A 20,324-nucleotide genomic window follows, 5' to 3' on the forward strand; every position below is an offset into this window, starting at 1 on the left:
TTAATTTTTACTGATTATTTAATAATTTTTTAGCCAATTCTTTTCCTAACTCAACTCCAAATTGATCGTAACTATATATATTCCATAAAATTCCTTGAGTAAAGATTTTATGTTCATATAAAGCGATTAATTTACCCAAAGATTTAGGAGTTAATTTATCAAAAAGAATGACATTACTTGGTCTGTTTCCTTCAAAAACTTTGAATGGTAATAATTGATTGATTTTATCTTCATCACCAGAAAATTTTAATTCTAAATGAACCTCTTCTTTTGTTTTACCAAAAGCCAAAGCATCCATTTGTCCGTAATAATTTGCCATTAACTTTTTATGATGATCAGTTAAACCGTATAAAGATTCTTTGTAACCTATAAAATCTGCAGGAATTAGTTTAGTTCCTTGATGCACCAACTGCATAAAAGCATGTTGCATGTTAGTACCTGTGCTACCCCAAACAATTGTTCCTGTTTGGTAGTTAATTTTATCTCCATTTCTATCTACACCTTTACCATTACTTTCCATAATAGCTTGTTGTAAGTAATCTGGAAGCTTCTTTAAATATTGAGAATATGGTAAAACCGCCTCAGTTTCTGCTCCGTAAAAGTTATTGTACCAAATGCTTATTAATGCTAAAACTACTGGAATATTATTCTCAAAATCTTCATTTTTAAAATGGTTATCCATTTCTTCTGCTCCTGCTAAGAGTGCTTTGTAATTGTCAAACCCTACTGATAAAGAAATTGATAATCCTACTGCAGACCATAAAGAAAAACGTCCTCCAACCCAATTCCACATTGGAAAAACGTTGTTTTTATCGATACCAAAACTATCTACAGCTTCTAAGTTTGTAGAAACCGCTACAAAGTGTTTTGGAATGTCAAAAATAGTTGCCGATTTTAAAAACCAATTTTTAATGGTTTCTGCGTTAGAAATGGTTTCTTGAGTTGTAAATGTTTTAGAAACAATTACAAATAAAGTAGTTTCTGGATTTAAGTTTTTAATGATTTCAGAAACGTGATCTCCATCTACATTAGAAACAAAATGTGTAGTTAATTGATTTTTATAGAATTTTAATGATTCTACCACCATATCTGGTCCTAAATCTGAACCTCCTATACCAATATTTACAACATCTGTAATAGATTTACCTGTATACCCTTTCCATTTACCAGAAATTACTTTGTTAGAAAAACTTCTAATTTTTCGTAAAGCTGATTGAATTTTAGGCTTAATATCTTTTCCATCAATTAAAACGGGCTCTTCTGATGTGCCTCTTAATGCTGTATGTAAAACAGCTCTTCCTTCTGTAACATTGATTGTTTCTCCAGAAAATTGTTTTTCAATCGCATCTTTTAAATCAACTTCTTTAGCCAAATTTACTAATAAATCAATGGTTTCTTTTGTGATTCTGTTTTTAGAAAAATCGACTAATAAATCATCAAATTGAATTGAAAAGTCTTTTTTTCTATTCTCATCTTTATATAAATCTTTTATATTGATGTTTTGATTCTCGTTAAAATGATTTGTTAACGCGATCCATGCTTGAGTTCTGGTTGGGTTGATGTTTTTAAGAGCCATTTTTTTAATTTTGTGCTATACTTTCTATAATTTCTGGTTTTTTAACCGGAAGAATTTGATGATCTAACTGATATTTTAGAGGTTCTATAAACTTTAAATATCTTGGTTTTATACTTTTCTTTAGGGGTTCTGCTTCTGGTAATTTGGTTCTGGGACTTAAAGGGTCTACTTGTCTACCATGTTTCCAAAAACGATAACAAACGTGAGGTCCACCAGTATTTCCTGTCATACCAACAGTACCAATTACATCACCTTGCTTTACATAATCTCCTCTTTTAACCTTACGCCTTTTCATATGTAAGTATTGGGTAGAATAAGTGCTATTGTGCTTAATTTTAACGTAATTTCCATTGCCACCTCTTCTGGCAGATTCTATAACTGTACCACTTGCTGTAGCTATTATTGGTGTACCAATATTTGCGGCAAAATCGGTTCCTCTATGAGGTCTTACTTTATTACCATAATACGCTATTTTTCTTCTAAGATTGTATCTAGAAGATATCCTATATTGAAATTTTATTGGTGATTTTAGAAAGAAACTTCGTAACATATTTCCTTCTTCATCGTAATATTCTGGTATTCCATTTATTGAATCAGCAATAAATCTAAACGCATATAAATCTTGACCTTTGTGGGTAAATACTGCTGATTTTATATCTCCATAACCCGCAAAAAGTGAATCTTTGATAAATTTCTCTTCAAAAACCAACTTAAACGAATCTCCTTTCTGTAGCTTATAAAAATCTAGCGTCCATGCATATATATCTGCAACTGCCCAAGTTAGATTTGGATTTAAATGCAAACTATCCATCGTATTTGAAAGATTAGAATAAATTTTACCTTGTACAATTCTTTGAACTGTTTTTATAGGTTCTTCGAATCTTTTTGCAGTAATTATAGAATCTTTAAAATCTACAATGGTAGCATTAATTCTATCGTGTTTGTATATAAAAACTTGCGCTTTTTCAGTAGAATCTTTAGAGGCTAAAATTGTGTAAGGTCTTCCTGCTCTGACTCTTCTAACATCAAAAGTTTCTTTAACCGTTGCAGCAATCTTATTAATCTTCGGATAAAATACGTGATGTCTATCTAAGATAATACCAAAACTCTCACCGTTTTCTATAGTATCTTGAATTACTTTATAATTGTCTAAATTATAACCATATTTGATAACAGGTTTCGGAATTACTATAGGCTTTGAAATTACTTTTTCTTTCTCTTTTTTACAAGAAGAAAAAGCTGCAATAATTAGGAAAAGAAAGATTACTTTTTTCAAGAAGTTTGCCCTTAAATTAAACTCATCAAAAGTACAAATAAAAATAATTTTTTGATTAATGATTATCAACGAATTTCGATAACGGTTTCGTTAAATTCTATTTATTTTTTTAAAAAAGGGTTTGCCAAACCTTTATAATCTTCTAGTTCTGCTCTCAGCGATCCAACAGAAAGTGATGCTTTTAATTTTACAGGAATTTTATTTGTATCGTCAGTTATCCAAATAGAAACACTTTCTTGTGCTTTAAAAACTCTTCCAGACTGAACTAGAGGTCTAAAAACCAATGTTTTTATTTTTCCAAATTTTGTCTTTAAAACTTCTCTACCTAGAAACCTCAATTTGAAATTATAAGTTTGAGAATCTAAAAACATATCTAACACTATTTCTTCTCCTTTTTTCATTTTTGAAACATCTTTGTTTCTCAAAAAATAAAAAGAAGACAACATATCTTGCACATTAGAAAATGCTATGGATGAATCTTTTTGGCGAATAAAATCTTGAACATATGCTTTTTGGGTTTCATGGTTAAAAGAAGTATGTACATGTTTTTTATAACCACCTTCATCAATTTTTCTTTTAAATAAATAAGGTTTTACGGTGTCTTTATCAAAATAAGATTCATACTTATCATCCACTTCAAAAAACCAACTGATCATACCAGAAGTCCAACCAGAGCCTTTGGTATGAAATACTTTTTTACCATTAAACTCTACTTCATCAACCTCTAAAATTGCTGTACCAGCTCTTAAAAAACCACTGTAACTCATTTTATACCTCAGCCATTCTCCGCTTTTAAAAGCTTGTTTTTTTTCTTGACCAAACATTGTTGTCAAGAAGAATAAAGTATAAAGAAATAAAATAGGCTTTTTCATATTAAAATCAAACATATAAAAAAGGAATGACAATTACCATTCCAAAATCAAAAAAAGCCTTTTCCTAACTTTAAGAATATGACTTTTTAACGATTTGTTTAGATTTAAAATGTACCCCAGTTTTCTAACTCTTCTTTATTCCATAAATATGGGTAAAAAATTCTTCTTTGGTATTTAGGATGCATGTATTTACGCCAATTACTGCCACCTGTTGCTTCTAAATCAGAATCTTTACCTCCAATATATTTTGCTGCAGCATTGTAATGTGCCATTACCCACTTTACATTTACAGTATAATCGTAATGACGCATTGCTTTGATTAAATCGTCGTTTTCTTGAACTTCTTTAGGCAATTGTTTGAATTTTAGAGATAAATTAATGTCATTATAATCTTCCATAAAATCTATAAAATCTCCCATATATTTTTTCTCGAAAAGATTTAATAAGGTTGATTTTTGACCAGTAGTATAGTTTTTTCCTGCTGCTTGCCAATACAAATGATTGTATGCATTTCTAAAAGACGAATTTCTATCAATTGTATCTCTGTAACGTGCATCTATTAAATTGATGAGTTCAGTAGATGCAAACTCTATTTTTCTGTATTGTGCTGATTGAAAACCACTTGCAGGAGTTAATGTATTTCTAAATTTTAGGTATTGTTCTTTCTCCATACCATCTGCCATAACATTAAAAGAACTACATAGCATATCAAAATATCTACTGATTCTGTCTAAATGCATAGAGAATTTTTCTGCTGTAACTTCTATAGATTTCGCAACTTGATCTATTTCCCATAAAATCATTTTAAACAACAATTCATTTACTTGATGATACATGATAAAAACCATTTCATCTGGTTGATTGGTTCTTGGAGTTTGCAAGCCTAAAAGTGCATCTGTTTGAATGTAATCCCAATAGGTAATGGGTGTACTGTGCAATAAACCTTCTAACATTGCATCTACAGGAACACCTAATTTATCGTACTTTTCTTCTATGGCTTTTAAAATTTTTTCTCTGTTCATTTATTGAAGTAAAATTTATTTATAATAACAAAACAGTTATAATCAAATATACAAAAAAGACCTTTCAGGTTTCAAAAACCTGAAAGGTCTTTCGCTATTTTAAGACTTCGAGCTAAAAAACCACCAACTTTTAAAGTGTACCTCTTTTTTGCTGTTCTCTTTCTATAGACTCAAACAAAGCTTTAAAATTTCCTGCTCCAAAACCCTTGGCCCCCATTCTTTGAATGATTTCAAAAAACAAAGTAGGTCTGTCTTCTACTGGTTTTGTAAAAATTTGTAATAAATAGCCTTCTTCATCTGCATCTATCATAATACCTAAAGCTTTTAAACTTTCGATATCTTCTCTTAATTCGTGACTAAATTCTTCTAATCTACCAGGAACAGCTCTGTAGTATTCTTCTGGTGGTGTAGATAAAAATTCTACTCCATTTGAACGTAATTGAGAAACGGTTTTGATAATATCATCTGTAGCCACTGCAATATGTTGCACTCCTGCACCTTCGTAAAAATCTAAATATTCTTCTATTTGAGATCGTTTTTTACCTTCTGCTGGTTCGTTTATTGGGAATTTGATACGTCCATTTCCATTGGACATTACTTTACTCATTAATGCTGAATATTCTGTATGGATTTGCTTATCATCAAAAGACAAAAAGTTTTCGAAACCCATGACATCTTCGTACCATTTCACCCAAACATCCATTTGATTCCAACCTACATTACCCACCATATGATCTATATATTTTAAACCAGCAATTGGCGGATTGTAATCGGATTCCCATTTTTTAAAGCCAGGTAAAAATGCACCTTTATAATTTTTGCGCTCTACAAACATATGCACAGTTTCTCCATAGGTGTAAATTCCTGCTCTAACCACTTCTCCATGTTCATCTTTTTCTACTGTAGGTTCCATGTACGATTTTGCACCTCTAGAAGTGGTTTCTATATAAGCTTGTCTTGCGTCTTCTACCCAAAGTGCCACTACTTTTACCCCATCTCCATGTTTTACGATATGATCGTTAATTGGCGATTTGCTTGTTAATGGTGTTGTAAGCATTAATTTGATTTTGTCTTGGGTTAACACATAACTTACGGAATCTTTTGCTCCTGTTTCTAAACCACGATATGCGTGCGATTGAAACCCAAATGCTGTTTTGTAGAAATGTGCTGCTTGTTTTGCATTACCTACATAAAATTCTACATAATCTGTACCTAACAATGGAAGGAAATCTTGTGCGCCTTCGAATATTTTTTCTAAACCGTAATTGACTGATTCTATTTTTTTATTGCTCATTTTTTGTTTTTTAGCAGACCTTTTAGGTTTTAATACTGAAATAAATTCAGCACAAGAAACCTGAAAGGTCTTTTGTTTTTGGATAAGCTATTTGTTTATTTCTTCTCTTTGTTTGCAAACAAGTTTAGCCGTGATTGAACGGTTTGTTTGAAATCTTTTTTGTCCTGAAAGGCAAAAAAATTGAGTAGTGAAAGCGCGAAATAGCTTCTAAATATTTTTATTTAATAATGATTTATAATGGATTCCCTTTTTCAAGGGAATGAAAAACTACTCTAACCAAGATTTATAATACTCTTCATCCGCAATTTTTAGGGCTTCTTCTGTAACTTGTAAAGGTTTAAAAGTATCTACCATAACTGCTAATTCTTCGGTTTCTGTTTTACCAATACTACGCTCTGTAGCTCCTGGATGTGGACCATGAGGGATACCTGCAGGATGCAAAGAAATATGACCTGCTTCAATATCGTTTCTGCTCATAAAATCGCCATCTACGTAGTACAAAACCTCGTCTGAATCTATATTACTGTGATTGTAAGGTGCTGGAATTGACTGTGGATGATAATCGTACAAACGTGGTACAAAACTGCAAATTACAAATGCATTGGTTTCAAAAGTTTGGTGAACTGGTGGTGGTTGATGAATACGACCTGTAATGGGTTCGAAATCGTGAATTGAAAATGCATAGGGAAAGTTGTAACCATCGTAACCTACTACATCAAAAGGATGTGAGGCGTACACCATTTCTATAATTTCGCCTTGTTTTTTTACGTTGATGATAAAATCGCCCAACTCATTATGTGTTTCTAATTCTTGTGGTCTTCGTAAATCTCGTTCGCAAAAAGGTGCGTGTTCTAACAACTGACCAAACCAATTTCTATAACGTTTTGGTGTGTAAACTGGTGAATAGGATTCTACAATAAACAATCTATTGTCTTGTGAATCGAAATCTAGTTTATAGATAATTCCACGTGGAATTACCAAATAATCTCCATATTTAAAGTCGATATTTCCTAAATGTGTTCTTAGTTTTCCTGTTCCTTTATGGATAAAAATAACCTCGTCTGCATCTGTGTTTTTATAAAAATAATCTTTAGTAGATTCTTTTGGAGCAGACAAAATAATATTACAATCTGAATTGGTTAACACCACTTTTCTGCTTTCTAAATAATCGTTTTCTGGTTGTACTTGAAATCCGCGAAATCTGTAAGACTGAATATTATTTGCTTTGGCAATTTTTGGTTTTACAGAATATTGTTTTCTAATTTCTTTGACCATGGTTGGTCTGTGTTCATGGTAACTGTTGGTAGACATACCATCGAAACCTATGGTACCAAAGAGTTGCTCGTAATACAAGCTACCATCTTTTTTACGGAATTGTGTGTGTCTTTTTGGAGGGATTTCTCCTAATTTATGATAAAAAGGCATAATGTTCAATTTGTCATTCCTGCGAAAGCAGGAATCTTGTTAATCAATTATTGAGTTTTCTATAATGAGATTCCACATCAAGTGCGAAATGACAGTCAAAAGAACATCACTCTGGATTGCGCTTGATTAAGAACTTTAAATAAGTTAGTAAATCTGGATACATATTACTAAATCGATTTCGTTGTCTAACAAATATACAAAAAGTACATCAGAAATTTTTGTTAAGTATTACAAAATGGGTTGTTGTATTCGTAAGATTTATAGACAGTAATTTTATAGAATAAAAAAACCGAAACAAATTTGTTTCGGTTTTACATATTTTTGTTGATACTACTTATTCTGTTGGTAGTCTTTCGTCTATCATTTTTAATGGCATATCTCCCATTAATTCGAATACATCTAAAATACTTCTTACAGTATCTTCTTCTTCTACTTGTTCATTAACAAACCATTGCAAAAATACTTCTGATGCAAAATCGTTTACGCTTCTTGCTTTGCTAAAACATTTATAAATAGATTGTGTAACCCCAATTTCTTGATCTAATGAAGTTTCATAAATAGCCTTTAAACTTTCAAAATCGTTATTCACTACTGGTATTGCTGGCGATATTGCTGCTCCACCTGCATCGTTTATAAAATTAAAAATTTTCATTCCATGTTCTCTTTCTTCCTCAGCTTGTTTGTAAAAAAAAGCTTTGCTATTTAAAAGTTCACGTTGGTCGCACCAAGATGCCATTGCTAAATAAGAAGCAGATGCATGCATTTCTAGTGCTATTTGGTCGTTTAAAACATCCATCACTTCTGGATGTATGGTCATTTGTCTTCTTATGGCTGTTTTCATGATTTTAGGTATTTATACACCAAAGATACAGTAAAGTATCATTATATGTTTATTGTAAGATGAATTTAAAAGCAGTCTAAATAAAAGAAAAGGTATTTAAAACTCTGAAAAACAATACCCTAATTCTTCTTTTAAATCTATTAGTTTGGGTATGTCTAAAAACACTAAATGTTTTCTGTCTGCAATAAATAAGAGCACAAAGTTTTCGTTTTGAATGATGTTTTCTAAACTATCTAAACTGGTTAAAGCTTGTACTTTGTTTCTTAACTGAAGTAACTGTGGAAATGTAAGCGACATTACTTTATCATCTATCTTTAATTGATAGTTGCAAAACGTATGTTTCGTAATTTGAATATTAAAAGTTACGTCATGTAAAATTTCCATGATGCAAATTTAATTATTATTTAGAATAAATAAAAATAATATTTATCTAATTTTAATACTTCTAGAAGATGTCAACTAATGGAGTTACAGCAAGAATATTTGTAGATTACTCAATCTTTTTAACTACTGCTTTTGGTGCTTCTTTTCTAGAGCCATCAAAACCATCTACACCACCAACTGTAGTATATTTCATTACATATTTTTTATCTGGAAAAATGCGCTTGTATGCACTTTGACACATTAAAGTTGCTTCGTGAAATCCGCATAAAATCAACTTTAATTTACCAGGATACGTATTTACATCGCCAATGGCATAAATACCTGGTATGTTGGTTTGGTAATCTAAAGCATTGTTTACTTTAATGGCATTTTTTTCTATTTCTAAGCCCCAATTTGCAATAGGTCCTAATTTAGGTGATAACCCAAAAAGTGGGATAAAATGATCTGTTTCAATCATAAAAGGTTCACCTCCTTTTTTAATAACAGAAACACCTTCTACATGATTTGTACCAGCAATACCTACCACTTCTGCAGGTGTAATTAAATCTATTTTACGAGCATCTTTCAATTCTTGTACTTTGTCTACAGAATCTAAAGCGCCTCTAAACTCGTTTCTTCTATGAATTAATGTTACAGAAGATGCTACATCTGTTAAAAAGATAGACCAGTCTAAAGCAGAATCTCCACCACCAGCAATTACTACTTTTTTATCTCTGTAAACTTCTGGGTCTTTAATAATGTATTCCACACCAGCATTTTCAAAATTTGCAATGTTTGGTATGGGTGGTTTTCTTGGTTCAAAACTACCTAAACCACCAGCAATAGCCACTACTTTTGCTTGATGTTTTGTGCCTTTATTTGTAGTTACAATAAAGGTTTCATCTTCTTGTTTTTCTATGGTATCTGCACGTTCTCCTAACGTAAAACCTGGTTCAAATTGTTTAATTTGTTCCATTAGTTTATCCGTTAAATCGCCTGCTAAAATTTCTGGATAAGCAGGAATATCGTAAATAGGTTTTTTGGGATAAATTTCAGAACACTGACCTCCAGGTTGAGGCAAAGCATCAATTAAATGACAACGTAGTTTTAATAATCCTGCTTCAAAAACGGTAAATAATCCTGTTGGGCCAGCACCAATAATAAGAATGTCTGTGGTAATCATTAATTTAAAAATATAAAAAAAACAAAAGTAGATTTTTTAGAGAAAAGGATATGTGACAAAAGTCACATATAAACTAAGCTACATTAATAACCTCTTCTATTTGTGGCGCATATTTTTTTATCGTGGCTTCTACACCATTTTTTAAAGTCATTTGGTTTACAGAGCAGCCTGTACAAGCGCCTTCTAATTGTACTTTTACAATAGCGTTTTCTATAGATAAAAGCTTAATATTGCCACCATCGCTCATTAAAAAAGGTCGGATTTCATCTAATGCTTTTTCTACATTCTGTAATGTTTCTTGTGCTGTCATAACTTTACTTTTTAACTGCGCTACAACCACTCATTGTTGTAATTCTAACAACTTCTGTTGGTGGTAGGTTTTTGTTTCTTTTTAACAATTGTGAAACCATTTCTTTAGTGATATTATTAAAAGCTTCTTCTAAAACGGTTCCTTCTTGCAGTGCAACTGGGTGACCAACGTCACCAGATTCACGAATACTTTGTACTAATGGTACTTCTCCTAAGAATTGAGTTTTAATATCTTCGGCTAAATTTTTTGCGCCATCTTGACCAAAGATATAATATTTATTGTTTGGTAATTCTTCTGGTGTAAAGTACGCCATATTTTCAATGATTCCTAAAACAGGAACATTAATGCTTTCTTGTTGAAACATTGCTACTCCTTTTTTAGCATCAGCTAAAGCAATATTCTGTGGTGTACTTACTACAACAGCTCCATTAATTGGTAAAGATTGTACTATTGATAAATGGACATCTCCTGTTCCTGGAGGTAGATCTATAAGCAAGAAATCTATATCTCCCCAGTCTGCGTCAAAAATCAATTGTTTTAACGCTTTAGATGCCATTGGTCCACGCCAAATTACTGCTTGATCTGGATTTGTAAAAAATCCTAGTGATAATAATTTAACTCCATAATTTTCTACAGGTTTCATTTTAGAACGCCCATCAACGTTTACAGAAAGTGGTCTAGATTTTTCAACATCGAACATAATATGCTGTGATGGACCGTAAATATCTGCGTCTAAAACACCAACATTAAAGCCCATTTTTGCTAAAGAAATAGCAGTATTTGCTGTGATTGTAGATTTACCTACACCTCCTTTACCAGATGCAATTGCAATGATGTTTTTGATGTTCGGAATTTCTTTTCCTCTAATCTGATTTGGATTTTCTTTTGGTGCAGGTTTCTCAACTTTTACGTTAATTTTTACATCAATCTCTTCAGAAACATTTGTTTTGATTGCTTTTGCAATTTCAGTTTCAATTTTCTTTTTTGCTTGTAATGTTGGATTAGTGATTGTAACATCTACATTTACCTCATTACCAAAAATTACTACATTCGTTACATTTTTGTTTTCAACTAAACTTTTTCCTTCTCCAGGTGCAGTAATTGTTTCTAACGCGTTATATATATCTTGTTTTTTAAAACTCATTTTAGGTTTTAATTTATTAGGATTTATTCTAAATTACAAAGATACTTGTAAAAATATTCTTAAGGAAATATTGCTTCAAATAGTACTATTAAAATACTCTTAAAAGTTAAAAAAAATAAAGCTTGTAGTTTTTATTATTTTTTCTTAGATTTATGTAAAAATACCTTTTAATATATAATCTATGAAAAACATTATCCCCCCAAAATGTTTAGTTGTACTACTATTTTTGCTTTTTAATTTCAAAAGCGGTTTTCTAAGGACAAATTCATTTTCTAAAAATCTTAAATTTACTTATTATTATATTGAATAATAGCTGGGAAATTAAAGTACTAGAAATTTTATCATAAATAAAAAGATGGTAAATATTTCTGCTCTTCTTATTTTAAAAAATAAATAAAGAAATAGAGGTTTTATAAAAGTGAAGAATTAAACGATTCTTCATAAATATTTTATTATGATACTCTAATAAAGTTTTATAGTCTTAATATAAATCATCATAAAAATTAAATATGAAAATATTTATTACGTTTGATTTTACAGCACTTTGCAACAAAGTTCTTGAGGAAAAATTATGCGATCTTGATATTAAATATAAAATGTTAAGTTTTGGTGAAGTAGAGTTTTTAGAGAAAATCTCTAAAGAAAAACTAACTCATTTAAATAATTCTCTTAAAGAATATAGCTGTAGTATTATTGAAAATGAAAAAATTATACTAGTGCAAAAAATTAAAGACACTATTATAGATATGGTTTATAATAACGATAATGATATTCATGTAAAAAGTTCTGTGTATTTATCAGAAAAACTAAACCAAAGTTACGGGTACTTATCTAACCTGTTTTCTGAGGTTACATTTACATCTATAGAAAACTATATTATTCTACACAAAATAGAATACACAAAACAACTAATTACAAACAGCAATTTAACACTAACAGAAATTGCCTATAAATTAAATTATTCTAGCGTAGCTCATTTAAGTACCCAATTTAAAAACACTACTGGCATTACTCCTTCAGCTTTTCAAAGAATAATTACTAAAAGAAGAACCCTAAAATAATTAAATATGCAAGAAAAAGAAATTTACATACTACTAGCAGATGATGATGAGGATGATAGATTATTTTTTACAGATGCTTTAGATGAGTTAAAAATAAAGACCAAGGTTAAAACCTTTAATGATGGAGTAGCGTTAATGAATTATTTAAATGATAAAAGTAATTTATTACCAAGTATACTTTTTTTGGATTTAAATATGCCAAAAAAATCGGGTGTAGAGTGTTTGTCTGAAATTAAAAAAGACGATTATTTCAAAGATATTGCAATTGCCATATATTCTACCTCTGCATCTGAAGCAGATATCGAAGACACTTTTGTGTTAGGTGCAAATATTTATATTAAAAAACCTAATGATTATAAGAAACTAAAAAAAACACTATCTAACATTGTAACAATTAATTGGCAATACGATACAAGTAATTTAAACAAGGATAATTTTTTATTGCGTTTGTAATATAATTTTTAAAATTATGACCTCCAGAAAAATCTTAAATTTTACTTTTTCTCTTAGTTTTTCTATAATTGTTGTTGTAGGTATTTTCTCATACACACACATAAAAGATCTTATTAAATCTTATGATAAAGTATCGCATACTTTTAAAATTATTACAGAATTAAACAAAACACATCATTATTTAACAGCTGCAGAAAATAATTTAAAAGAATACTTAATTTTTAATAATAATATTGAAGAACCTTTTTATAAAAATATACAGAAACTAGATAATAGTTTTACAAGACTAAAAGCCCTTACAGAAAATGATTCTACACATCAACAAAAATTAAAAGAACTTAATATTCTAATACCAAAATTATTAGTTTTTTACAACAAAACTTTAAAGAGTTTAAAAGAGGGAGAATTAAACCCAACTAAGTTTAATTTGGCTTTCATTAAAAATAAAAAGATAGAGGCTATTCGATATGAGATTTCAAATATTATTAGATATGAAGAAAAAATATTAAATTTTCAAAAAGAAAAAAGTTATAATGGTTTAATAAATACCCCTATTATTATATATGTTATTTTAATAATAACACTAATAATTGTCTTATACACCTATTTTAGAACAAGTAAAAATTTAAAAAAACTCGAATCTAAAAATGAGTCATTAGAAATCTTTAAGACAGCTTCAGACCAAGCAGAAATTGCGTGTAAACATGGTAATTGGTCTTTGTTTTTAGACGATTTAAGATATGAATTTTCAGACAATTTATATCGTTTATTAGGAGAAAAACCACAATCTTTTGCGCCTACTTCAGAAAACTTTATGGCATTTGTTCATCCTAAAGATTTAAAAAAATTAAGAAAACAAATAAAGATGATGTTGGTAGCAAAAAACCTTCCTCCTGTCTATTACAGAATTATTAAAAAAAATGGTGAAATCTCTCATTTTAAAACATTTGGTAAAATTATCACAAATAAATATGGAGGGACTAAAATTTTAGGAACAACTAGAGATATAACTGAAGAAATAGATCATTACAAATTGTTAGAAGAAAGAAATAGAACATTAGAACGTAAAAATAAAGAGTTGAATTCTTTTAACCATGTAGCTAGTCATGACCTTCAAGAACCTCTTCGTAAAATTCAAACATTTATATCTCGATTAGAAGATAAAGAAACAGACAATTTATCTGAAAAAGGATTGCAGTATTTACTAAAAATAAAGAATTCTGCAACAAGAATGCGTGCATTAATTAACGACTTATTACATTTTTCTAAAGTAACCAAACCTAAAGAAGTTCTAGAACTAACTGATATGAATATTGCTTTAGAAAAAGCTAACAAGGAATTAGAAGAATTAATTACAGAAAAACAAGCAATAATAACTGCTGATAAAATTCCTATAATTACCGCAATTCCTTTTCAAGTAGAACAATTATTTATAAACTTAATAAGCAATTCTCTAAAATATAGTAAAGATGATACTGTACCAAATATATCAATCTCCTACTCTAAAGTAAAAGCGATAAATTATTCTAAAATTAAAAATCCAAAATTTAAATACTATCATAAGTTAACTTTTAAAGATAATGGTATTGGTTTTAACAAAGCATATGCCGAAAAAATTTTCGCGCTTTTTAATAGACTCCACAGCAGAGGAGAATATTCTGGAACAGGTATTGGATTGTCTATTTGTAAAAAAATTGTAGATAATCACCAAGGCTATATTTTTGCGGAAGGAGAAGTAAATAAAGGAGCTACTTTTGAAATTTTTTTCCCGAAAATAAAAAACTAACCATAAAATTACTGTTTAATAAATCTACTTTTTAAAATCTTATAACAATTAGAAAAAATTGTATAACAAAAAAAGTGAATCTAGATTGTAAATTTGAGATATAGAAATTGTTTTATTAATATAAAACCCTCTGTCATGAAAAATTTACATATAATATTAGGTCTCGTTTTATTGATATCATTAAACTCTCAAAGTTTTTGGTCTCAAAATTTAGCTATAAATACAAATTTAAAAAAAACGTCAGTAAATAATTTTATCCCAAAAAACAAAAAAGTAGTAAATACTATTTTAACTGAAGGGAACTACACATACGTTTGTAAAGGCAAAGAAGTTTTAGTAAAGATTAAAGATGGTTACTATAAAGAAAATTATGAAAATAATGAATTTATTGAGGCTAAAATTAATTGGATATCTGAAAATGAGTATAGCCTTACTATTACAGATATAAACAAGAAAAACCTACCATTTAAAAAAGGAACACAGTTAAATACTAAAATAATAAAAGTTAAAAACAATAAATATTATTACGAATCTAATTTAAATGGTTTAACCTGGACAGGTAACTTTAAAAAAGAGTAAAATGCTCTTTTAATAGTTCATAAAATAGCTCATCATTTATTTGATGAGCTATTTTTTATTTTAGTTTTTTTGGGCTTTAAAGCATGTGCTAAAAATCTTTAATTTAATTTTCTAGCACAGTAATTAGTTTATTTCTAAAAGTTGCTGCATTAATTCTTCTAATATTTATTGTTAGACTTTCTCGTTTTTTAAAAGTAATTACTTACATCTCTTATTAAATTTTTAATGTATTCTAAATTAAAAAAACAATAGACCCAGCATTATTAATTTTAAATAAAAATCTTGTAACAATTAGAAAAAATTGTGTAACAAAAAAAGTAGATATCGGTTGTAAATTTGAGGGTATAGAAGTTGTTTTACTAATTTAAAATTGTCCATCATGAAAAATCCATATAAAATATTAGGTCTAGTTTCATTATCAATATTGTTTAATTTTCAAATTTCCGTTTCTCAAGAAAGAGTTCGTGAAAATATGATAAACACATACTCAAAAATGTATACTTTAGCAAAAAGTGTAGTTGTAGAAAGTCCTATATTAAAGGACGGAGCATACACTTATAAATGTAAAGAAAATGATATTTTTGTAGAGATTAAAAATGGTTATTACTATGAATATCATCCAGGTAAAGAATATATCAAAGCTGTAATTGATTGGAAATCTGAATATCAATACAAATTAATTGTAGTAGAATTGGAAAAAAGAAATGCTCCTTTAAAAATTGGCAGTGAACTGTCAGCTGAAATTGTAAAAGTAAAAGGAGATCAATACTATTACACTTCTGTTTTTAATAATAAAACCAGAAACGGAAGTTTCAAAAAAATAAGATAACTTACTTTTTTAAACTTAATCACTAAAATCTCACCAATTTTTTGATGAGATTTTTTTTTACTTTAATTTTAAAAAATAGAATAACTTACCTTTTGAGTTCTAAAAAGAGTTTTTCTAAATCTTGAATTTTATTGTAATCCTTATCATTCTCTAAAATTATCAAAAGCTTACTAATCTTATAAACAAACCTTTACCTTACATTTAAAAAAAATTTATTATATTTATTGCATAATTTAAAAACCCTAATTAAATCCCCTAATCATGAAAAGTTCAAAAACTCTAAATTTTGTTGTATTCTTATTCTTAATTTTTTTTAATTCCCAAATTTCATTTTCTCAAGAAAGAGTTCGTAGCAATATGATCAACACGTATTCAAAAACATATACTTTAGCAAAAAGTGTGGTTGTAGAAAGTCCAATATTAAAAGATGGAGAATACACTTATAAATTTAAAGAAAAAGAAATTTTAGTAGAGTTTAAAAATGGTTATTACTACGAATACCATCCTGATAAAGAATATATTAAAGCTATAATTGATTGGGAATCTAAATATAAGTACAAATTAATTATAGTAGATATGGAAAAAAGAAATGTTCCATTAAAAGTTGGTAGTGAATTAACTGCTGAAATTATAAAAATTGAAGGAAATCAATACTTTTACACTTCTGTTTTAAATAATAAAACCGGAAACGGAAGTTTCAAAAAAGTAAAATAACTTATCTATTTTATATGTAATAGTTAGAATCTCATCAAAATTTTGATGAGATTTTTTATTTTAAGACAACTCATTTATAGGATCCCAAAAAATATTCTCAAAATCTTGAATCTGATTCTCAACAACTACAATCCCTTCACTTTCCAATAACTGTTGCATAAGGTTTGTGCCGTCAAAATGATGTTTTCCTGTAAGAATTCCTTTTCTATTTACCACTCTGTGTGCTGGAACTTGAGGTTCTTGATTTCCTGAGTTATTCATAGCCCAACCTACCATTCTTGCAGAACGTGCTGCTCCTAAATATTTGGCAATTGCCCCATAACTGGTAACTCTACCAAAAGGAATTAAACGTGCTACCTGATAGACTTTCTCAAAAAAATTATCCTGATTTTTCACCTTGTGAAAATACAAAAGAAATTATGATAAATATCGTAGTTTATTAAACTATGATATTTATCATATTTAAAATGAATTAAAAAGATTAAATTAGAATACAATTTAAATACTAGAAACCATGAAAAAATTAATTTACAGATTGATTGTTTTGTTGTTGATAGGTTTTACTTTAAATATAGAGGCTCAAAACCTTGACAACAACATTGATAGAACAGAAAAATCTATCGAGGACGGAAAATACAAATATAGCAATGCAAGTTGTGATGTTATTGTAGAGTTTAAGAATAATACTTATACAGAATACCACCCTAATAAAGAGTATATCAAAGCCAAAATAAAATGGTTAACAGACCATCATTATATGCTTGAAATTGTAGAGATACAGAAAAAAGATTTACCTTTTGGTGTTGGTACCAAAATGACAACTAAAGTAGTTAGAAAAAAGGGTAACTTTATCTCTTATGAATCTAATTTACAAGGTTTAACTTGGTCTGGTAAGTTTGTGAAAATTAAAGAATAAATTAAACAAAAGAGGGTTAAAAAAAAATCATCCTATCTTAATTAAGATAGGATGATTTTAATATTTTAGCTTAAATTGAATATAAGTAATTGGCTTACCAACCTCTAAATACTGATTCTCATAAAAAGTTTGCGTTTCAGTTACTTCTTTTGGAGATCCTTCATTTTTATATACATTATGGTTTGCATTCAAAACCTCATGCCCTTCTCCATGCAGTAAACCTAAGGTATAACCATGCATAAACTCACTATCAGTCTTTAAATTTACCAAACCATTTTCTTTTAAAATTTGATGATATTTTTTTAAGAAGTCAGAATTTGTCATTCTGTGTTTGGTGCGTTTGTATTTTATTTGTGGATCTGGAAAAGTTATCCATATTTCAGAAACTTCTTTTTCGGCAAAAATAAAATCAACTAATTCTATTTGAGTTCTTACAAAAGCAACATTTTCTAAGTTTTCTTCAAGAGCTGTTTTGGCTCCTCTCCAAAAACGAGCACCTTTAATATCAATTCCAATAAAATTTTTATTCGGATTTTTACGAGCTAAAGCAATGGTGTATTCTCCTTTTCCACAGCCTAATTCGACAACAATAGGATTATCGTTACCAAAAAAAGAATGCCATTTCCCTTTGTAAGAAAAGTTAGTAATTACTTCTTCTCTTGTAGGTTGAATGACATTTTTAAACGTTTCATTTTCCTTGAAACGTTTTAATTTGTTTTTGCTTCCCAAGACGTAAAATTAAGCTCTGTCTTCTGTTCCTTCTCTTAAGAACTTTGCAGATTCTTTCATCCAATATGCAAAAAGAACAAGAAGCACTAAAAGAAATCCCCAGTTAATAGCATTAGAAGTCCACCATCCTAAATCAGATAATGCCAAATCTAACCTTAACCACTCAAAAGGTAGAAAAAGTAAATCTGTAAATAAACTACCAATCCATCTAAAAATATTGCTTGCTATCATAACTTAATTATCTTTACAATGCAAAAATAACAAAAGAAACTATGTTAGCCAATTTTTTAGAGAAATCTAAACCTATAAATTTTATCATCTATTTGGGTTTCTTTCTTTGTTTCTTTCTTATCGCTACAATTACATCTTATTTTAATGATGGTTTTAGCTGGATAAAAGTTTTAGATATTATTGGTTTCTTATTTTTATTTCTGACTATTTTCTTTTTTTTCAACTTTATAACAACCAAGAATAAACTCACTTTTGATCATTCTTATGCTTTCTTTATTTTTATTCTGATTAGCATTCTATTTGTTTCTAAACTCCTAGATTTTAATGTGTTGATTCTGCTTTTAATTCATCTTCTTTTTTTAAGAAAAATCTATAGTTTGCGATCCTCAAAAAGTGTCATTCAAAAATTATTTGATAGTGGTTTTTGGCTAGGTATTCTGTTTATTCTAGAACCTATTTCAATTGTGTTTTTTTTATTGATTATTGTGTCTGTTATTCTTCAGCTTAAAGTAACAATATCTAATATAATTACACCTGTTGTTGGTTTTATAACACCGTTAATTATCTATTTCACGTATCTATTTTGGTATGATACTATTGATGTTTTTATAGCTCTTTTTTCTTTTGATCCGATAATTCCATTACTAATTTATGCAGAAGATGCTACAATTTGGATTTTTGGTACACTTCTTTTACTATCTATATTTTCTATCTTTTTAAAATCACCTAAGGCATTGTCTGTAAACAACAGTTTTAAAAGAAGTTGGCAATTGTTAATTATTAATTTAATACTTGCTGTTGTTTATGCGTTATTAATTACCAATAAAGATGGTTCTGAAGTAATTTTTTTAGCCTTACCTGCATCTGTAATTATTGCAAACGGATTTGAAGTAATTCAGAAAAAAATGATAAAAAATGGACTCTTTTTTGGCTTAATTATTTTGGCAATTGTAGGGTTTTTCTGGCTATAATTTTTCACCAAAAGCCAAATCTCCTGCATCTCCCAACCCAGGTACAATGTACCCTTTATCGTTTAATTCTTCGTCAATAGCGGCAATCCACAAATGTGTGTTTTTTGGAAATTTATCTTTAATAAATTCAATTCCATCTTTAGCACCAATAACCGATACAATATGAATCTCTTTGGGTTCACCATATTTTTTAATTGCTTCTAAAACTGCTACTAAAGACTGACCTGTTGCCAACATTGGATCTGCTAATAATAACGTTTTATTATCTATAGTTGGGGCAGCAAAATACTCAACAACAATTTCAAAATCAGCATTATTATTTGGATGATGACGATATGCAGAAATAAAGCCATTTTCTGCATCATCAAAATAATTTAACAACCCTTGATGCAAAGGCAAACCTGCTCTTAAAATCGAGCATAACACTACATCATTACTAATTAATTTCTCTCTACTTGTTCCTAATGGTGTTTTAATATCTACATTTGTATAAGACAATTCTTTACTCAACTCATAACCTAAAACCTCACCAATTCTTTCAATATTTCTTCGAAACCGAAGAGAATCTTTTTGAATAGTTACATCTCTTATTTCTGAGATAAATTTGTTTAAAATAGAGTTATTTTCTTGGATGTGATGAATAATCATTTTAGCATATTATAAAAACAAATTTAATAAACTATTTAGTATTTGTATATTGCAGCAGCTTAATTTCCATATTTATGTGGAGCAACCAAAAGTTAACAACC

The 20,324-nt window shown here is 28.9% G+C and carries 23 protein-coding genes; 8 read left to right on the plus strand and 15 right to left on the minus strand.

Going from position 1 to position 20,324, the window contains the following annotated elements; all coding sequences use genetic code 11:
• Positions 1–7: 7 nt before the first annotated feature.
• From pgi to FP421_RS08210, 11 genes are all read right to left on the minus strand, one after another.
• Positions 8–1,576, minus strand: a complete 1,569-nt coding sequence (gene pgi / locus FP421_RS08160) for a glucose-6-phosphate isomerase (protein WP_159949467.1) — start codon at positions 1,574–1,576, stop codon at positions 8–10.
• A gap of 4 nt (positions 1,577–1,580) precedes the next feature.
• Positions 1,581–2,852 (minus strand): M23 family metallopeptidase, encoded by a 1,272-nt coding sequence (locus FP421_RS08165; protein ID WP_159949469.1) that lies wholly within the window; start codon positions 2,850–2,852, stop codon positions 1,581–1,583.
• Positions 2,853–2,953: 101 nt separating this feature from the next.
• Complete coding sequence (locus FP421_RS08170) at positions 2,954–3,724, minus strand: DUF3108 domain-containing protein (protein ID WP_159949471.1); 771 nt, start codon at positions 3,722–3,724, stop codon at positions 2,954–2,956.
• Between the two features lie 104 nt (positions 3,725–3,828).
• Positions 3,829–4,746, minus strand: coding sequence for a tryptophan 2,3-dioxygenase family protein (locus tag FP421_RS08175; RefSeq protein ID WP_159949473.1), 918 nt, complete (start codon positions 4,744–4,746; stop codon positions 3,829–3,831).
• A 130-nt stretch (positions 4,747–4,876) separates the two neighbouring features.
• Positions 4,877–6,040 carry a 4-hydroxyphenylpyruvate dioxygenase gene (gene hppD, locus FP421_RS08180; RefSeq protein WP_159949475.1) on the minus strand — a complete coding sequence of 388 codons (1,164 nt, stop codon included), beginning with the start codon at positions 6,038–6,040 and terminating at the stop codon, positions 4,877–4,879.
• A gap of 267 nt (positions 6,041–6,307) precedes the next feature.
• Positions 6,308–7,465, minus strand: a complete 1,158-nt coding sequence (locus FP421_RS08185; RefSeq protein WP_159949477.1) for a homogentisate 1,2-dioxygenase — start codon at positions 7,463–7,465, stop codon at positions 6,308–6,310.
• 334 nt (positions 7,466–7,799) lie between these two features.
• Positions 7,800–8,306 carry a ferritin gene (locus FP421_RS08190; protein ID WP_159949479.1) on the minus strand — a complete coding sequence of 169 codons (507 nt, stop codon included), beginning with the start codon at positions 8,304–8,306 and terminating at the stop codon, positions 7,800–7,802.
• A 96-nt stretch (positions 8,307–8,402) separates the two neighbouring features.
• A complete protein-coding gene (locus FP421_RS08195) occupies positions 8,403–8,690 on the minus strand; it encodes a hypothetical protein (RefSeq protein ID WP_159949481.1) in 288 nt (95 codons plus the stop codon).
• A 106-nt stretch (positions 8,691–8,796) separates the two neighbouring features.
• Positions 8,797–9,852 carry an NAD(P)/FAD-dependent oxidoreductase gene (locus tag FP421_RS08200; protein WP_159949483.1) on the minus strand — a complete coding sequence of 352 codons (1,056 nt, stop codon included), beginning with the start codon at positions 9,850–9,852 and terminating at the stop codon, positions 8,797–8,799.
• A 73-nt stretch (positions 9,853–9,925) separates the two neighbouring features.
• Positions 9,926–10,162, minus strand: a complete 237-nt coding sequence (locus tag FP421_RS08205) for a NifU family protein (RefSeq protein WP_159949485.1) — start codon at positions 10,160–10,162, stop codon at positions 9,926–9,928.
• Positions 10,163–10,166: 4 nt separating this feature from the next.
• Positions 10,167–11,306 carry an Mrp/NBP35 family ATP-binding protein gene (locus FP421_RS08210; RefSeq protein WP_159949487.1) on the minus strand — a complete coding sequence of 380 codons (1,140 nt, stop codon included), beginning with the start codon at positions 11,304–11,306 and terminating at the stop codon, positions 10,167–10,169.
• Positions 11,307–11,815: 509 nt separating this feature from the next.
• Between FP421_RS08210 and FP421_RS08215 the strand changes: the two genes are divergently transcribed.
• From FP421_RS08215 to FP421_RS08240, 6 genes are all read left to right on the plus strand, one after another.
• On the plus strand, positions 11,816–12,367 hold the full coding sequence (locus tag FP421_RS08215) for a helix-turn-helix domain-containing protein (protein ID WP_159949489.1): 552 nt from the start codon (positions 11,816–11,818) through the stop codon (positions 12,365–12,367).
• A gap of 6 nt (positions 12,368–12,373) precedes the next feature.
• On the plus strand, positions 12,374–12,820 hold the full coding sequence (locus FP421_RS08220; RefSeq protein WP_159949491.1) for a response regulator: 447 nt from the start codon (positions 12,374–12,376) through the stop codon (positions 12,818–12,820).
• A 16-nt stretch (positions 12,821–12,836) separates the two neighbouring features.
• Entirely contained in the window at positions 12,837–14,606 is a 1,770-nt protein-coding gene (locus FP421_RS08225; protein ID WP_159949493.1) for an ATP-binding protein, read from the plus strand.
• 135 nt (positions 14,607–14,741) lie between these two features.
• Positions 14,742–15,185 carry a hypothetical protein gene (locus FP421_RS08230; protein WP_159949495.1) on the plus strand — a complete coding sequence of 148 codons (444 nt, stop codon included), beginning with the start codon at positions 14,742–14,744 and terminating at the stop codon, positions 15,183–15,185.
• A gap of 379 nt (positions 15,186–15,564) precedes the next feature.
• Positions 15,565–16,014, plus strand: a complete 450-nt coding sequence (locus FP421_RS08235) for a hypothetical protein (RefSeq protein WP_159949497.1) — start codon at positions 15,565–15,567, stop codon at positions 16,012–16,014.
• 261 nt (positions 16,015–16,275) lie between these two features.
• A complete protein-coding gene (locus FP421_RS08240) occupies positions 16,276–16,728 on the plus strand; it encodes a hypothetical protein (RefSeq protein WP_159949499.1) in 453 nt (150 codons plus the stop codon).
• Between the two features lie 60 nt (positions 16,729–16,788).
• On the opposite strand, the gene FP421_RS08245 is transcribed toward FP421_RS08240, so the two are convergent.
• A complete protein-coding gene (locus FP421_RS08245; protein ID WP_159949501.1) occupies positions 16,789–17,124 on the minus strand; it encodes an MGMT family protein in 336 nt (111 codons plus the stop codon).
• A 118-nt stretch (positions 17,125–17,242) separates the two neighbouring features.
• Here FP421_RS08245 and FP421_RS08250 point away from each other — a divergent pair, with 118 nt between their 5' ends.
• The gene (locus FP421_RS08250; RefSeq protein WP_159949503.1) at positions 17,243–17,644 is read left to right on the plus strand and encodes a hypothetical protein; all 402 of its coding nucleotides are present in this window, start codon (positions 17,243–17,245) and stop codon (positions 17,642–17,644) included.
• Between the two features lie 57 nt (positions 17,645–17,701).
• Here the strand turns inward: FP421_RS08250 and trmB are convergent, their stop codons facing one another.
• Positions 17,702–18,373 carry a tRNA (guanosine(46)-N7)-methyltransferase TrmB gene (gene trmB / locus FP421_RS08255; RefSeq protein WP_159949505.1) on the minus strand — a complete coding sequence of 224 codons (672 nt, stop codon included), beginning with the start codon at positions 18,371–18,373 and terminating at the stop codon, positions 17,702–17,704.
• Positions 18,374–18,382: 9 nt separating this feature from the next.
• Complete coding sequence (locus tag FP421_RS08260) at positions 18,383–18,604, minus strand: DUF6341 family protein (RefSeq protein ID WP_159949506.1); 222 nt, start codon at positions 18,602–18,604, stop codon at positions 18,383–18,385.
• Between the two features lie 41 nt (positions 18,605–18,645).
• Here FP421_RS08260 and FP421_RS08265 point away from each other — a divergent pair, with 41 nt between their 5' ends.
• Positions 18,646–19,575, plus strand: coding sequence for a DUF6427 family protein (locus tag FP421_RS08265; protein WP_159949508.1), 930 nt, complete (start codon positions 18,646–18,648; stop codon positions 19,573–19,575).
• On the opposite strand, the gene upp is transcribed toward FP421_RS08265, so the two are convergent.
• A complete protein-coding gene (upp, locus tag FP421_RS08270) occupies positions 19,570–20,223 on the minus strand; it encodes a uracil phosphoribosyltransferase (protein WP_159949510.1) in 654 nt (217 codons plus the stop codon). The genes FP421_RS08265 and upp overlap by 6 nt on opposite strands.
• Between the last annotated feature and the right edge of the window lie 101 nt (positions 20,224–20,324).

The sequence above is a fragment of the Polaribacter septentrionalilitoris genome (assembly GCF_009832745.1).
Lineage (GTDB): Bacteria > Bacteroidota > Bacteroidia > Flavobacteriales > Flavobacteriaceae > Polaribacter > Polaribacter septentrionalilitoris.

Coding starts and splice junctions, on each gene's coding strand:
- FP421_RS08175 (WP_159949473.1), bottom strand. CDS start 4,746: ATGAACAGAGAAAAAATTTTAAAAGCCATAGAAGAAAAGTACGATAAA.
- FP421_RS08265 (WP_159949508.1), top strand. CDS start 18,646: ATGTTAGCCAATTTTTTAGAGAAATCTAAACCTATAAATTTTATCATC.
- FP421_RS08170 (WP_159949471.1), bottom strand. CDS start 3,724: ATGAAAAAGCCTATTTTATTTCTTTATACTTTATTCTTCTTGACAACA.
- upp (WP_159949510.1), bottom strand. CDS start 20,223: ATGATTATTCATCACATCCAAGAAAATAACTCTATTTTAAACAAATTT.
- FP421_RS08195 (WP_159949481.1), bottom strand. CDS start 8,690: ATGGAAATTTTACATGACGTAACTTTTAATATTCAAATTACGAAACAT.
- FP421_RS08235 (WP_159949497.1), top strand. CDS start 15,565: ATGAAAAATCCATATAAAATATTAGGTCTAGTTTCATTATCAATATTG.
- FP421_RS08185 (WP_159949477.1), bottom strand. CDS start 7,465: ATGCCTTTTTATCATAAATTAGGAGAAATCCCTCCAAAAAGACACACA.
- FP421_RS08220 (WP_159949491.1), top strand. CDS start 12,374: ATGCAAGAAAAAGAAATTTACATACTACTAGCAGATGATGATGAGGAT.
- hppD (WP_159949475.1), bottom strand. CDS start 6,040: ATGAGCAATAAAAAAATAGAATCAGTCAATTACGGTTTAGAAAAAATA.
- FP421_RS08210 (WP_159949487.1), bottom strand. CDS start 11,306: ATGAGTTTTAAAAAACAAGATATATATAACGCGTTAGAAACAATTACT.
- FP421_RS08250 (WP_159949503.1), top strand. CDS start 17,243: ATGAAAAAATTAATTTACAGATTGATTGTTTTGTTGTTGATAGGTTTT.
- FP421_RS08230 (WP_159949495.1), top strand. CDS start 14,742: ATGAAAAATTTACATATAATATTAGGTCTCGTTTTATTGATATCATTA.
- FP421_RS08190 (WP_159949479.1), bottom strand. CDS start 8,306: ATGAAAACAGCCATAAGAAGACAAATGACCATACATCCAGAAGTGATG.
- FP421_RS08260 (WP_159949506.1), bottom strand. CDS start 18,604: ATGATAGCAAGCAATATTTTTAGATGGATTGGTAGTTTATTTACAGAT.
- FP421_RS08205 (WP_159949485.1), bottom strand. CDS start 10,162: ATGACAGCACAAGAAACATTACAGAATGTAGAAAAAGCATTAGATGAA.
- FP421_RS08240 (WP_159949499.1), top strand. CDS start 16,276: ATGAAAAGTTCAAAAACTCTAAATTTTGTTGTATTCTTATTCTTAATT.
- FP421_RS08225 (WP_159949493.1), top strand. CDS start 12,837: ATGACCTCCAGAAAAATCTTAAATTTTACTTTTTCTCTTAGTTTTTCT.
- FP421_RS08215 (WP_159949489.1), top strand. CDS start 11,816: ATGAAAATATTTATTACGTTTGATTTTACAGCACTTTGCAACAAAGTT.
- FP421_RS08200 (WP_159949483.1), bottom strand. CDS start 9,852: ATGATTACCACAGACATTCTTATTATTGGTGCTGGCCCAACAGGATTA.
- pgi (WP_159949467.1), bottom strand. CDS start 1,576: ATGGCTCTTAAAAACATCAACCCAACCAGAACTCAAGCATGGATCGCG.